16 protein-coding genes are annotated in these 14464 nt (G+C 49.0%); 3 read left to right on the forward strand and 13 right to left on the reverse strand.

Going from position 1 to position 14464, the window contains the following annotated elements:
• Window positions 1–49: 49 nt before the first annotated feature.
• The 12 genes from EBC_RS00320 to dnaB-PI form a co-directional block, all read right to left on the reverse strand.
• Complete coding sequence (locus EBC_RS00320; protein ID WP_015056505.1) at window positions 50–298, reverse strand: DUF2442 domain-containing protein; 249 nt, start codon at window positions 296–298, stop codon at window positions 50–52.
• Window positions 282–524: a DUF4160 domain-containing protein gene (locus EBC_RS00325; RefSeq protein WP_013199783.1), complete on the reverse strand. Its 243-nt coding sequence runs from the start codon at window positions 522–524 to the stop codon at window positions 282–284. The genes EBC_RS00320 and EBC_RS00325 overlap by 17 nt, the downstream gene beginning before the upstream one ends.
• A 62-nt stretch (window positions 525–586) precedes the next feature.
• Window positions 587–1186, reverse strand: coding sequence for a single-stranded DNA-binding protein (locus EBC_RS00330; protein ID WP_013199784.1), 600 nt, complete (start codon window positions 1184–1186; stop codon window positions 587–589).
• Between the two features lie 58 nt (window positions 1187–1244).
• A complete protein-coding gene (locus EBC_RS00335) occupies window positions 1245–1727 on the reverse strand; it encodes an STY4534 family ICE replication protein (protein ID WP_013199785.1) in 483 nt (160 codons plus the stop codon).
• A 344-nt stretch (window positions 1728–2071) separates the two neighbouring features.
• On the reverse strand, window positions 2072–4138 hold the full coding sequence (locus tag EBC_RS00340) for a DNA topoisomerase III (RefSeq protein WP_013199786.1): 2067 nt from the start codon (window positions 4136–4138) through the stop codon (window positions 2072–2074).
• A gap of 14 nt (window positions 4139–4152) precedes the next feature.
• Window positions 4153–4716, reverse strand: coding sequence for a hypothetical protein (locus EBC_RS00345; protein WP_013199787.1), 564 nt, complete (start codon window positions 4714–4716; stop codon window positions 4153–4155).
• Window positions 4717–5430, reverse strand: coding sequence for a PFL_4669 family integrating conjugative element protein (locus EBC_RS00350; protein ID WP_013199788.1), 714 nt, complete (start codon window positions 5428–5430; stop codon window positions 4717–4719). It lies immediately after the preceding gene.
• A gap of 289 nt (window positions 5431–5719) precedes the next feature.
• Complete coding sequence (locus EBC_RS00355; protein ID WP_013199789.1) at window positions 5720–6907, reverse strand: STY4528 family pathogenicity island replication protein; 1188 nt, start codon at window positions 6905–6907, stop codon at window positions 5720–5722.
• 76 nt (window positions 6908–6983) lie between these two features.
• The gene (locus EBC_RS00360) at window positions 6984–7232 is read right to left on the reverse strand and encodes a ParE family toxin-like protein (protein ID WP_013199790.1); all 249 of its coding nucleotides are present in this window, start codon (window positions 7230–7232) and stop codon (window positions 6984–6986) included.
• A gap of 45 nt (window positions 7233–7277) precedes the next feature.
• Window positions 7278–7862: a DUF2857 domain-containing protein gene (locus tag EBC_RS00365; protein ID WP_013199791.1), complete on the reverse strand. Its 585-nt coding sequence runs from the start codon at window positions 7860–7862 to the stop codon at window positions 7278–7280.
• A gap of 3 nt (window positions 7863–7865) precedes the next feature.
• The gene (locus EBC_RS00370; RefSeq protein WP_013199792.1) at window positions 7866–9395 is read right to left on the reverse strand and encodes a ParB family protein; all 1530 of its coding nucleotides are present in this window, start codon (window positions 9393–9395) and stop codon (window positions 7866–7868) included.
• Window positions 9392–10780 (reverse strand): SPI-7-type island replicative DNA helicase, encoded by a 1389-nt coding sequence (gene dnaB-PI, locus EBC_RS00375; protein ID WP_013199793.1) that lies wholly within the window; start codon window positions 10778–10780, stop codon window positions 9392–9394. The genes EBC_RS00370 and dnaB-PI overlap by 4 nt, the downstream gene beginning before the upstream one ends.
• 589 nt (window positions 10781–11369) lie before the next feature.
• On the opposite strand from dnaB-PI, the gene EBC_RS00380 reads away from it, so the two are divergent.
• From EBC_RS00380 to EBC_RS00390, 3 genes are read left to right on the forward strand one after another with little or no spacing between them, the layout of a single operon-like run.
• Window positions 11370–11945: a hypothetical protein gene (locus tag EBC_RS00380; protein ID WP_013199794.1), complete on the forward strand. Its 576-nt coding sequence runs from the start codon at window positions 11370–11372 to the stop codon at window positions 11943–11945.
• On the forward strand, window positions 11927–12397 hold the full coding sequence (locus EBC_RS25945; protein ID WP_015056497.1) for a hypothetical protein: 471 nt from the start codon (window positions 11927–11929) through the stop codon (window positions 12395–12397). Before EBC_RS00380 ends, EBC_RS25945 begins: the two co-directional genes overlap by 19 nt.
• Window positions 12397–12783, forward strand: a complete 387-nt coding sequence (locus tag EBC_RS00390) for an acyl-CoA thioesterase (protein ID WP_013199796.1) — start codon at window positions 12397–12399, stop codon at window positions 12781–12783. Before EBC_RS25945 ends, EBC_RS00390 begins: the two co-directional genes overlap by 1 nt.
• A gap of 31 nt (window positions 12784–12814) precedes the next feature.
• On the opposite strand, the gene EBC_RS00395 is transcribed toward EBC_RS00390, so the two are convergent.
• Window positions 12815–14464: a TraI domain-containing protein gene (locus EBC_RS00395; RefSeq protein ID WP_013199797.1), complete on the reverse strand. Its 1650-nt coding sequence runs from the start codon at window positions 14462–14464 to the stop codon at window positions 12815–12817.

The raw sequence follows: 14464 nt of genomic DNA on the forward strand, positions 1-14464 counted from the left end.
TTTTCAAAAAAAAACGCCGACCGGAGTCAGCGTTTTTTATTCAGCACCTTCAGGCAACCTGATGTGGCGGATGCGTTATGTCACCGCGACCGTGTAACAGGCCATCGATGGAAACATCTTCGTCCAGTGCGTCCCAGTGGATCCCACGGGGAGACAGTTCATAGTCTTTCAGCTGTTCAGCAGACGCGTTGCAAAGTCGGGGGAACCACGCAAGTGGTACACCTATTATTCGCTCGTCTGATAGTTCGACCCACATAATGCGGTCATCGAACCGAACTTCCTTAGCTGAAATAATCATTCCAGGCCTCCAGGAGTAGGGTTTGGTTTAGCTTTATTAGTATCGCCAGCTCTTTTAACGTCCGCGAATCAAATCCATCGTTACGCGCCAGTTTAACAACCGGATCCAGCCAGAACTTTGCTTCTGTGCCGGCCTTCATCACATGAATGTGAGCAGGTTCGCGCGGATTGCCTTCGTTAGAGTAGAAAAAAAACCGAAAACCATTAAGCCGTAATATGACAGGCATCGTCAGTAACCTTTAAGGGATTATGGTGAAATTTACTGCAACGGTCAAAACGCAGAGGAAGGTCAGAGAGCGGCTATGGCGTGCTTCGCTATGCCATAACCGTGACCGAGGAACGGAATGTCATCATCCCATTCACCTGCATGCTGCGACTGTGATGCAGCCTGTTGAGGTGCGGGCTGAGCGGCATTGTTGCGCTGCGGACCACGGTTATTTTTCCCTTTATTCCCGTTGCTATTTGCCTGCGGTGCAGGTGCTGACGGCTGCTGAGGCTGTCCCCCGTTACCGCTGTACTGTTGCTGACTGCTATTGTGTTGACGGCCACCTAACATCTGCAGGGTGCCACCGACGTTAACAACGACTTCAGTCGTGTATTTGTCCTGCCCGCTCTGATCCTGCCATTTTCGGGTACGCAACTGGCCCTCAATGTAAACCTGAGAACCTTTGCGGAGGTATTCGCCGGTAACTTCAGCAAGCTTTCCGAACAACACCACACGATGCCATTCGGTTACTTCACGGTTTTCACCGGTCTGTTTATCGCGCCATGACTCCGACGTTGCCAGTGTAATGTTAGCGACCGCTCCGCCGTTAGGCATGTAGCGGATTTCAGGATCCTGACCGAGATTGCCGACCAGAATCACTTTGTTTACGCCGCGTGAGGACATAAGAGCGTTCCTTGTGAGAGAAAGCCCGCTCAGAAGAGAGCAGGCTTTGGTTGGACGATCAGAATGAGTTTTCTGCGTAAGATTGCTGCTGTGAAGCGGCGTTCGGTGCCTGTTGCGGTTCAGCGCGTTCAGTCTTGAAGACCATATCCTGGCCTATCTTTACCCAGTCCACCTTAATCAGACGGGCTTTCAGGCTGACGCGACTTTCACCGGCATGCTCACCATTTTTCAGCTGAAAAATGTCCGTTGACGGGTTGCTGAGAACGAAGCCGATCAGCACTTTCTTATCTTCATCAACCGCTTTCTGGCAGCGGTTGATGAGGCTGCTGGCTTCTTTACCGGCAACGGTGACGTCGAAACGCACATAAGAGGGGCTGTCGCTCGGACCTGACAGTGCGTTGATCACGCAGCTGATGAAGGTGCCGGACTGAGCATTGACCTGGCGAACATTACTAAGATAGCCCAGACCGTTGATGGTCAGGTTGAAGTAGTCTTTAGATTTGCCGTTGTTGTTGGCATTAGAGGTGTTATTTGCAGACATGGTAGTTTCTCCGTGAGGGTCAAATTTGGTTCGACGGAGAAAACTTCTGCCCTGACGGGAGAAGTATTCCCGTCGGGGGGTCAGAATCAGCTGGATTCTGACTGTCTTGATAGTTAAATGTACCTTCATCGCCAGGCAGTAGGAGCCGTAATTGACGATATCTGCTTCCAAAGGTGAGCAGATTTACCACACTGATGTGTTCTCCCTTGCAGGCTACAGGAGTGTTATGTTCAGCCACCCGAAGGCGATTCTCTCAGGCCAGTGAATCATTGGTGGTCGTCAGAGACGACGGACAAGCACGTTTATTTTTAAGCCAAATATTGCAGCTGTCAACCTTTCTGACTTCAACCTTTCTGACTTTGCAGCTGAATGGTCGCCGGTACCGACGCGGAGCCTCTCTTCGCTTTGCCACCCCCCCGGGATTTCCCCGCCGCCTGACGTCGGGTTTTACGGTTCGTCTCACCAACGATCCCCTTACAGTCCGGAAACTTCATGCAGCCCCAGAACTTATCCTCTTTATTCTTGCGCTGTTGAGTCGGTCCGCCGCACTTAGGACAGGAAGGTCCGACCGGTACCGTAATTTTAAAGGCAGCGACACGCCCTTTTTCAATAAGATGCCGGGTCCACTGTGTTTGCTTTTGCATAAAATCACTGAGCCCGCTTTTGCCTTGGGCAATATCATCCAGCGCCTGCTCCCAAAGGGCTGTCATGCCCGGGCTGGTCAGCGTTTCAGGCAATGCCGCGATAAGTTCCCGCGCCATCTGAGTGGCCTGGATAAATTTGCCCTTTTTCTCCAAGAAACCCCGTTTAAACAGCGTTTCCAGTACGCCGCTGCGCGTCGCTTCCGTTCCCAGTCCTGCGTTATCGCGCAGCACCTTCTTGAGCTGAGGATCCGTGACCAGGCTGGCCGCGTTTTTCATGGCGGCAATAAGCGTTCCTTCCGTATGATGCGGCGGCGCTTTGGTCATATTATCTTTGACGTCGGCACCGGTGACGCTGCAGACGCTCCCCTGCTCCAGCGCAGGCAGCTGGGCGGCGGACTCCTTATCTTCTTCCCCCTCTTCGGACAATTGGCCGCTGAAGAGTGATTTCCACCCGGCATGAATCATCACGCGCCCGCGCGTGCGGAAAAGCTGATTCCCAATGTTGAAGGTGGCATCCGTCACATCAGATTCCTGCAGCGGCATAAACTGGGCCAGATAGTGCAGCCGGATAAGAGAGTAGACTTTGAGCTCTTTCGCGTTCAGCTTTGCTATTTCGAATGGCTGTCGAGTCGGGATAATCGCGTGGTGCGCGGTAATTTTCTTGTCGTTCCAGACGCGCGAGGTAAATGCGGTATCAAGACGGGCAAGCTCGGGGGTGATAGACGGATCGGAGTGCTGTATGGCTTGGAGCACGTCCCTGACCTCTTCGCGCATCGAAACGGGCAGATAACCGCAGTCTGTCCGCGGATAGGTCGTCGCCTTATGCGTTTCATACAGCGACTGGGCTATTGAGAGCACCTCATTAGCCCCAAAACCCCATTTCTTGTTGCAGACTTCCATCAGCGTGCCGAGAGTAAAACACAGCGGTGCCGGCGTTTTATCGCGCTTTTTCTCAACGGAGATCACGCTGCCGCTGCCAGCTTTCTGGCAGAGCTGCTGAACAGCCTGGGCAATCGGATGGTTAACACACCGCTTTTCATCGTCGCAGTATTGCGCCGCAGCAACCCATTCGGCCTCAAATGAAACATCGTCTTTTTGCAGCTGTGCTCTAACCTTCCACCACGGCTTCGGTGTGAAGCCCGCAATCTCAAGATCGCGGTTAACCACTATAGCGAGCGTGGGCGTCTGCACGCGCCCCACGGAAAACACCTCTGATACTCCGGCTTCACCCGCTTTCAGGGTATAAAGCCGCGTCAGGTTCATCCCGATAAGCCAGTCTGCCCGCGATCGACCGACACCGGCCTGATAGAGCATTTCAGTCTTATCACCCGGCAACATTTCACCGAGGGCTTTTTTGATACTGGCTTCGTCCAGCGCGGAAAGCCACAATCGGCGGACGGCACCTCTGTAATTGCAATACTCCATCAGCTCGCGCGCGATCACTTCACCTTCACGATCGGCATCGGTCGCGATCACCACTTCACTGGCCTGCTTTAGAAGCTTTTTGATGACGGCAAACTGGTCGGCAGTGTCTTTTTTTACGGTCATTTGCCAGCGGTCCGGGATAATTGGCAGCACCTCCGCTCTCCACGGACGGCCAAACTGCTCGCCGTAAATTTCAGGCGTGGCCGTTTCAAGCAAATGCCCCACAGCCCACGTCACCGTGATGTTACCGCCGTTAATACATCCCTGCCCGCGCTGGCTCACACCCAGCACGCGGGCAATATCTTTAGCCTGAGAGGGTTTTTCACATAGATAAAGCTGCATGCTGGCCTCCGCTATCAACGAGTCTGACCAGAAGCAACCTGGCGAACCTGAGTCATAACGTTATTGAACGCGCTCCCGGTAAGATGCGATGCAACGGGAGATTTGTACGTCACATATACCCGCGTACCCGTGCCGTTCTTTTCCAGCTCGATTTCCATATGATCGTTGTCTCCCACATCACTGCCCATGCGATATGAACTTCCCGGAACGGCTTCCCAGACAGGATGAGCGTCCTCAATCGCTGCAGCACTCCACCTGCTGTTACGGTCTTTTGACCGGACACGCTCAATTTCCTCAGCACTGACATATCCATAGTGGCGCTTTAATCGCGCTGCGGCCGTGTCAATATCAACCGGCACGCTAAACTGTTTACTGGCGCTTTTACCGGAAGACCCGGATGCCTTTGTCAGCACCGGCATACCGTTGCCGGAATCCATTGAATCCGAACTATTACCGCGCAGGGTTTTACTGATACTGAATGCGGTATCGCTGATGTTCTTGTTCATGCTGGCAAAGTCAGTGCCGGCACAGCCGCTGAGAAGGGCGCAGATAGCGCCTGAAATAAAAATTCTGTTCAATTAATCGTCCTCAGAGGTAACGGCAGTAAGTGGTGAGAATGAAGAGCGTTTTTTACCCGACATAACGTCCGGGTCAGGTTGCCCCAGACGTTTGATGGCATCCTGACCACGCGCCGTTTTGTTAGTGATATCCTCGTACGTAACCGGCACGGTCCGGTAATTCTTAATCAGACCGTATACGACCCGAATGGCTTTACTGCCCTTTTCCAGAAAGTCATCGCGCTGAGAACGCGAAATCAGACCGTAATGAAATGCCTGAAAGGCTTTGAGTGCTAATTGGTCGTAATGGACTAATAGCCACACGCAGCGATAGCCCAAAGGTGAGCGGCTGAACACATCAAGGTTAAGCGGCTCGGAGGAAGTGACTTCTGAGATGGTGACGCCAGGCGGGACAGCAGCCGTGAATTTTCCTAACTTGTTAACCTGTTTTTCAACGTTCGCCGTTGCATGCTCAATGGCCTCCTCAAGTTCAACCAGCATCTGTTCACCGAAGGGATTACCGGCAGCGGCATCACGCCCTGCATAACCTGCGCGTTGGATAACCTCCGGCATTCCAGGGATTTTTGGCCGCTTATCCGGATTGCGCTTTTCGTCAGAACGATCGCGCCCTTCCCAGAGCCTGATTGCATAATGTGAGTGCAGCTCGATAGTCAGCGTGGATACTAATCCGCCAGACCGTCGAGGTGCTGATTGAGGTGTTGTCTGCTCGGCCATAGCTGTCTCCTGATTGGCAAAGGCTTTCGTTAAGTAAGCTGGAATCCTCATTCCTGAGAGGACCGTAAACAATCCAAAACCAGATTTTCAAAACGCAAAATTTGTTTACTACAAGACCTGATTAATTAATGACCGGTGTTGCACAGTGCAATGATGGTCATTTTTTAATCAGTGTTGCGCCGTGCAACACTGGTCGTTTTTTAATCACCACTGCACCGCGCAACACTTTTTTTTATTAACCTTCACAGCACTGAGGGGCACCATTGAAACTTTGATATTGGCCGACTTGTCATTTCTTCTGTGTTCCAACAGACACGCGAAGACTTTGAACGATTTCCCTGACACGCTCTTCACTGCACGTCTGTCGGTTTTCAGGATGGGAAGGCTTAAAGGGACGCAGTTCAGGGCGTGATGACTGGCTTAGGTGATCAAATACTTTTCGCCCACTATCAGAGGCATAAAGTTCCCCCTGACGGGCCTTTTTAAGCACCGTCAACAACCAGCCGAGCGGGTTTTGCAGGCTACCCTCGCGCTGTGCACGAATAACATTCGATAGCACGAGAGCGGATCGCTCTGGCGACAGCGCCTGCAACTGGCGGTTTACCATATCCCTGTCTTCAGGTTTCAGCAGAGATACAAAGTCAACAGGCAGGCAAACCGAACCGGTTACGTATGTTTTATCTGTTGTATTAGTAGAACTACGTACGTAACTGTTCGGTTTCCGAACCTGGCTGCCGTTCCCCGCGTTATCACTATGTTCGGATCCCGAACTTGGTGTTTGCCCCTCTACTTTTATACTAAGTTCGGAATCCGAACCCGGGGAATGACCCGCCTGAGTGAATGCGGCACGACTGGCTAACTCATCAGGGATTTGTGCTGACCCCAAGCGAGCATCAATCATCTGTAGATAGCTACGGTGGTGATGCATATCGGGGGCAAGCCGGATTTCACTGATGATTGTTTTGGCCGTGGTGCTGATGGTGCGGTTACTACTTAGACAGGCTTCCGCCACAGTTTTAAGCCACTGCGGGTCAAAAGTTTCTGCATCGGAAAAGGATAAAGGCTCATCGTGCTGCGCGTAGATATTTCCTCTTACCCTCCCCTTTTCATCCCTGACGCGTTTACAGAGACTTAGCCAGCCGGTGATGCGCAGCATGAGTAGTATCCGACTGATGGTTTCTTTTGATGCTTTACCTTTTCCTGGTGTTGCTAACTGGAACTGCAATTCTTCATAGGATGGAAAAACGGCACCTTCATTACTCAAAGCGTGCAGACGGATTATTATCCAGCCCATTTTGTCCAGCGGAGAGAGGCGCTGATCGAGAAGCAACCGGCGCGGCATGGAATCATGTATGTTCCCCGTGAACAACAGACCACCACGGACGTAGTTGTTTTGTTCTTCCGGTAAACGTGCTGTCAGCCGATCAGTTAATTTTGTGACTGCCTGATTGATAAGGCTGTCATCCGGTAATGTCATTATTCACCTTCTGAATACAAAAAATGCTGAGCGCTGCACCTATTGGGAGGCCATCGCTCAGCATTCTGACTACGTTTTAGTTACGCATAGCCGTGTTATAGCGCTCATGATTCATCATCTCCCAGGTGCGCCCTTCATCACGGCTAAGCAGACGCCAGAACGGGCCAAGATCGATTTTGTAATAGCCAGTTCTGTTTTCATTTAGACGCTTGTAATTTCGCTCACCCTGCCAGAATCGCAGAACTGCGCCGGCCGCTTTTTTACGCAGTGATGATGGAACCGTCACTGGAGCTTTAAGACCCGGTATGATTTCGTTAAACCGCACTTGCGCCTCCAACTGATTACAGTGAATTTTTTCTAGGGATTTGTGTCATGCTCTTCTCCGGGTTGCGGCTGTCAGATTTTCATTTTCCCACCTAAGAACTGTGTTCCAAACGGCAGTAAGCGAGATATCCATCTGTTCAGCAGCAAGCAGCATCAAATCCAGCCCTTCGTCCGAATCACTACGAAGTGTTTTATTGTCATTTGTCGCCCAAATCTCCCATAGTTCGGTACTCTGCTCATCGCTAAGAACGGTTCCCCGACCTGCACGAACCTTTATGCCCGCGATCCGACGACGCGCTGCTACATCATTGCTCATTAGGCCGAAAAAGTGCTCCATGAGTTTGATTGATCCCCCGAGCGCCAGAGCCCGGTCGATCCTTTGCTTACGCGTTTGTTCTTCTCTTGCTTGTGTCATCAGCCGTGCAAGGTTGTCTTGATTTATCTGAAACGAAAGCACTGAAACTTCGCTATTGATGATGTAATGGATATCTTCAATGGTCATGTCCTTCAGCGTTGCAATCTCTTCAGAAGTAAGCCCCATTTTGTCACAGCGACGTATAAACCCGTTTTTAAGCTCCATAACCAAGTCAAGCAAGAAGCCATTCGCAGCGCGGGAGAGGTTCGTGTTCATCAGTTACCCTTCATTTACAGGAACAATAGAGGCAGCGCTTTGCCGCTGCAGTTCGCGGAGACGACGAAGGATCCTGATTAGCCTAAAAACACTCAGGGTTTGCTCGTCATCAAAAACTGGTGTGGCTGATTTAGATGACCCGATCAGCAATTTAGTATTTATGTTCACAGCATCCGGATAGGGCGCATCTACTGCCAGCGAAGCAAGGAATGAAGCTACAATATGAGCATCATCTGCAGGCACAGATAGACGGTAGCCAAGCTGTGATGCATTTTCATTTGAGACTTCTAAGGCATCACCACAACCATGTGCACTGGCTACATCCCAGCACAAACGCCAGGCAATACTTTGCAGATGCTCAATATCATCTTGAAGGGCACTTACGTGCCAGAGGGGATTGCTGTCTGGTTGAGTAAATGGTTCTAACAAATCATCCTGATTTTGCGTTACGTAGGTTTCGTCTTCCCGACTCCCCAAAGAAGATGAATCCTTGGATTCATTGTTTACAGAAGATTGCTGAGTATTTAGAAAGTTACCCTTGTCAGCATTTTCACAGTGCGCTAAATCATCTGAAGGAAGCTCATCAGAAGGCTGAATTGGTTCTGCTGTTACATCATCATTTGCCACTATTAATGACGTGGCAGGTAAGGCGGGGGAGACAGAAAAAGCTATGTCTTCCGCAGGTTCTACTTTTGCTTTATCAGCACCGCGTAGCTCAAGTAACCAGCCATCATAATCGAGCTCATTGCATGGAAAAGCATTAGTCAGATCACCAATGAATTCATCAGTGAACATTTCGATTGACCACAACTCAGGGTCATCAAATTTCCGGCAGCATTCACCAAACACATCGTTGAAGCTGTATTCAGTACCAACATTATTTTCAAAGAGATACTTATCCCAAATTGCTTCAGCGCCATGTCGAAGTTTGAGCAATTTTCGAAGCTCACGTCCACCAAACCCCGACGCAAGCAATACAGGCATCCATGGATAGATATTCGTCACCACATCTTCCATTCGACTTACGCTGGAAAAATGCACTGGTAGGCCGGTGTTGGTCAGTTCAGTAGCTAATTCACGCAAAGAGATTTTTTTTCCACGCTCTTCTTCAAGCAGTAATCGCGCTTCACTTACAGATATGGCCTTATCAATGAAAGTCAGCTGTCCATGTGTTTCATTTTCAGCAAGGTGCCCTGCAAGGCATTGAAAACGACCAGGCCAAGGTTTTTCAATACAGGTCATTCGGAAGAAACGCTGATCTCCAGTTTCATCCCAAAGCTCACGCATGATGGTGTAACGAGTGTTGCCACCATCGCTAAAAGTCCACTTACCATCGGGAAGGCGTGGGTCACGCGTCACAAAAGGTACAGAATTGAGTCCGCGTGCGCGTATCGATGCTTTCAAATCATCAAACAGAGGATTACGGCTTTTACGCGGGTTATCGGGATTTACACATAGGTCATCGAGTGTGAAAACCCTTGCGAAAGTTCCATTATGTCCGGTCGAATTCTCAATAACTTGAAGTTTTGTCATTGCCCAGAACTCCTGAAGTTGTAACCGAGGTCATACCCTCCCTCAGGGTATTCACTGAAGAGAGTAAACTTACCGTCAAATTGCGTTTTGATTGTGCCCGTTGGCCCCTGACGCTGCTTACTGATAATGATTTCAGCCTGACCTGGATGTGCCGTGTTGGTGTTGTAAACCTCATCGCGGTAAATAAAAGCAATAAGGTCAGCATCCTGTTCGAGTGCTCCTGAGTCCCGAAGGTCTCCATTGTTGGGACGTTTATCGGCTCGCTGCTCAACCTGACGGTTGAGCTGAGACAGAGCAAGAACTGGACAGCCTAGCTCTTTACCCAGCGCTTTAAGCGATCGGGAAATCTCCGCAATTTCTTGCGTTCTGTTTTCCATATCTGGACATCGCATAAGCTGAAGATAATCAACCATGATTAGAGATGGTTTTCCGTACTTACGAACATAGCGACGAGCGCGGGTGCGAAGAGTTGCCGGTGTCTGAGAGCTGTTGTCATCAATAATGAGACGATCGCGCCAGGCAGCGATTTCTTTTGCTCCCTGACTGATGCGTCCCCAATCTTCGTCACTCAAGTTGCCACTACGAAGATTGGTAAGATCAACACGGCTACGCATTGATAGCATGCGCATGGTCAGCTGATCGGTTGGCATTTCAATGCTGAAAATAAAAACAGCTTCCTGCGGCCTGCTTTCGATTGCACCGATGCACCAACTGACGGCCAAGGATGTTTTCCCCATAGAGGGACGCGCAGCAAGAAGAATCAAGTCTCCTGGTTGTAAGCCACAAGTCATGAAATCTAATTCAGACATACCTGTGGATGTACCAGTGATACCGTTTTCAATCGCGGTAGCCAATTCGAGCTTGCTTAGCACTTGGTCAAGGGCAAACAAAATCTCTGATTCGCACTCGTTTGCGCTTACGCCCTGCTCACTAAGTTCGAAAAGGGCATCTTCAGCATGCTCGGCAACTTCTCGTGAATTCAATCGATTAGCATGAATATCAGCTACAAGGCTATTGCCGATTATTTGCAGAGCTCGCAAACGGCTCTTTTCGATAACGATGGCCGCATAACCAAGAATGTTTGCGGCTGAAGGTGTGTTCTTGCTTAACTCGGCTAAATAGGCAAACCCGCCACAATGATCTAGCGCTCCCTCATGCTCCAGCTTTTCGCTAAGGGTAATAAGATCAATAGGCGAGGATTTTGAAGACAATACGCTCATTGCTTTGAATATATGGCGATGGGCAGCAAGGAAGAAATCCTGAGTTTTCAACAGAAGATTAATTTCATCCCAACGATCATTATCCAGCATCAACGCACCTAAAACGCATTGTTCGGCTTCTGTCGAGATCGGTACATCTAACGAAGTGGCAGGCTGCTTTAGCATGTGTCTATTCCTCCACAAAATAAGTGGATTTCCTGAACTATGAATAATTGGGAGAGTTAACTAATGACGGGTTTATCCGTTAGCTCGCTAACGTATACGTCTAAGTATGTGTCGATCAGACCCTGAACGATTTTTGAAGCGCTGATAACACGGCCGGAGGCATGGGTTAGTTTCACCGCACATCCTTCAAGACTGCTACGTCTGGCTGGACCTATATAAATAATCGGTGCCGGTGAGCGTGATTGATTATGTGAGGGCATATCGTCTCCAAGTTAAGTTTTACTTAGGAATCTCCTTAACCCAAATAAGGCTAAGATTCTTCAATTTGCTAAAACGGACCGGAATCCCTGATTGCTCAAAAACCCCTATCGGTTCACTTCCGATTGGGTTACGCCCTCACTTCTCACGTAAAAGTGTCAAGGAAAGGTCATTTTATGATAATGTTTAACACTAAATTTCTTAACTTTTTACATATTACCATCACTAATGGCTTTTATGCAATTTTTTCCCATTCACCAGGAATTATTCCCAAACCTAATGCAGCTTTTTCCTTTAAAATCATTACAATAATTTCCGTTAAGGAATGCGAATGTTAGACACGATTGAGAAGAGATTGAAGTGTTGCAGGGCTGCGACGGGCACTACCCCACAGGAAGTTGTGGGCTTCATACAACAAAAAAACATGGATCTTTCTTACACCACCTATACGCGCTGGGAATCTGATGGTTCAATCCCTGCCCGTAGAATGGATGTAATACATGTTATTGCCGAATTTTTCACCGAGAACGGGCTGCAGGTTAACGGCCAATGGATCATGACAGGTGAAGGCTTTCCTCCACAGTTTACCGAATATGCGAAACTTGACGAAGATACACTCTTCATTCTTGCAAGCCGTCAGCTGCCTGACGTGGAGTTGATCCAGATAGGAGGCATGTATGGCGAACCATATATCAGTTTCGGAGAGTTCTGTATTGTATCCACGGTCACAAATATCGACCCTAATAACAACAAGCTGTGCTATGTGAAAAGTGCGAATGGACTGCATATTGGTGTTCTTAAAGTGATGGATGAACAATCAATTATTTTAGAAGGAAGCCAGCGCATAACACTCAATAAGGGCGATATTTACGAATGCCGGAGAGTTAAGTGGATACAAAAGAAGTGAAGCTAAAATTTCACCAATGTAGTAATGAGGTGATTAGTTTTCTCGATAAATTCGAGCAGACAACTTACATCTCTACACTACTGGTTTTCAACAACAATATTTCAGCCCATCAAAGCAATGGATATGCAGATTGGGATAATAAATTTTATTACGGCGGAAAGTACAAAGACAGCCTGTTAATTAAAATGGGAATTGAACTTACCAAAATAAAGAAAGGTGACGTAAGCACGGTTATATGGGACGACGCCCTTCGTAATGAAAGAAACAACGTCATTGATGATCAAAGGCGAGAGCACAACATATATCACGGCATTAGTTTCATTTATGGCATTGAGGACGATGTGAGCATGGCGCTCAACATCTGCACCGGGGTAAACACCTCGCAAAAGGAATTTGAAAATTTGATACTGCCAATGCGTTTTGCACTACTGAACTACTTTAAGGACTTATAATGTTTACCAAAACCTATTCCGTAGACGAAAAGCATGTTGATTTTCAGGGCATTGTGGATGGCCTGTATTATCCTTTCTATATGGAATGGACGCGCCACGCGTTTATGAAAGAATCGCTGGGACTGGACCTGGAGCAGGAGTTCGCTGAAGGACGCATCCACATGATCCTGGAATACACACTGCGCTTTAAAAAGAGCCTGCAGAAAGGTGATGAAATGCAGGTAACATGCAGCCTTCAGGCGAATGAGAAGCGCAGTCGCGTCAATTTTGTTCAGCAAATACTGGTTAACGACACCGTGTATGCAGAAGCCGTATTCACCGCGACCTGCATTGCTAACGGCAGACCTGTTGTTCCTGACGCTGTGAAAAATGCTATTCCGGCCTGAGTTAGTTGAGGGAGCCCAGTAGGGCTCCTCATTAATTTTCAATTAAAATATAACGACTATCCTTAACCTTATCATTTCCTGCCTGATAAAATAAAGATATCCTGACTAAATATCCGCTACGCTTCTGATATTTACCTTCCAGCCCTTCACTTTCATATATACGAACCCTGAAAAAACGCTTGTCGTTACGCATATGCAATACGCCATTTTTTTCAAATGACGCCTGTACTGCCCTTCTATCACTATCGATACCCGTAGCCTCTATAAATTTAAATGCGGCTCCAGGAAGGGATATAAACATAAACCCACTTACAGCATGAAGTAGACTGTCACTCTCGTTAACGCTGAGCGTTTTATCATTGACAGACACTTTAAGCCACAATAAGAACTGCTCCCCCAAATTGCCCGACTCATTATCATCTGTAGTCTTGATAATTTCTGATCTATCAGCAGAACTTTCTTTGTTGTTATCCGGACCCAGCATGGAATAAATCAAAGGAATTGTTTGATCCGACTCAGGATTGAGAATTACTTGTTCGTTTTCATCCGGGGTCGTTATTAACTTGTCATCATTGTTCTGAGCCAAAGACTCATCTTCTGAAATGACCGTATCAGCGCTTTCTTGTTGGTCATCCACATCAACGGCTGCCGTTTCAGCTGCGCCAAACATGCTGAGAAGAACGGCTGTATCGTCTTCTGCCGCAATTTCGGGCTCTGGCTGCTCAGTCTGTGTGCCGCTGTTTTCTGAAAGTGCCGGGGATAAAGATACGGCTTCTTCCGCTGCGGTTAACAGTGATTCTGGGCTCACAGGAGCGATACCAGAGGCCAGTTCAGTTAAATCAACCGATTCGATCCCGTCGAGTGCAGTGCCGGCAGTCAGGATGCTGTAAGGTAAAGTCAGCGCCGGATGCACAGTGGCCGATGTTGGTACAGCAGCCACTGCAGGTAAACCGGCCTCCAGGGAACTGTCAGGCGAACCACAGATGCCTCGCGCTTTGTCGAGAATATCCTTAATAAGCGGCATGGCCGATGCATCTCCAGCAGCCAGCGAAGCCATCACCTTCATAGCCTGGCGTTCCCCGCTAAGCCAGGTCACGCCGTCAACTGGCAACAGCCTTGCGGCCATCATTGTTGAGGTAGCGGAATTAGCCGCATTGCTTATCCTGAAACGATAAGGCGCAGCCGGCGGCATCACGCCGGGCATCCAGCACTGTCCGTCCATTAACTCCCCTTCAATGCAGGTAAGTTGCGGCAGATGCGTGGTGAGAGCTGACCAGAAAACGATCGCGTTCCAGAGCGTATTTTTGGCGGCCTGCTCTTCGGGTGCCGCACCCGGTGGAAACATATGCCCTTTTGCCAGCCTGACGCTGCAAGCGGTAAATTTTAGGGTGAGATCAATGAAACCTCCCTCTTTACTCCATTCACCTTCAGCGCTGGCCGGCACGTTTTGCACGCACTCCGCGAGTATGTTCAGCGGTGCCATATAAAGCCGGTTATAGACATCCTCCGGCAGAGACGTGTTATCCCAGATCTGCCTCAGCAGTAGCTTACGTTGCGGCAAAGAGAACAGCTGCACGGCAGACTGCGGTGCGAAATATCCCGGCGGGGTCTTACCGCCAGCCGGCGTGGGCTTTGCGGAGGACGCCCCCCCGGATATCAGTGTAATAAGCTTACTGAACAT

The organism is Erwinia billingiae Eb661, from assembly GCF_000196615.1.
Lineage (GTDB): Bacteria > Pseudomonadota > Gammaproteobacteria > Enterobacterales > Enterobacteriaceae > Erwinia > Erwinia billingiae.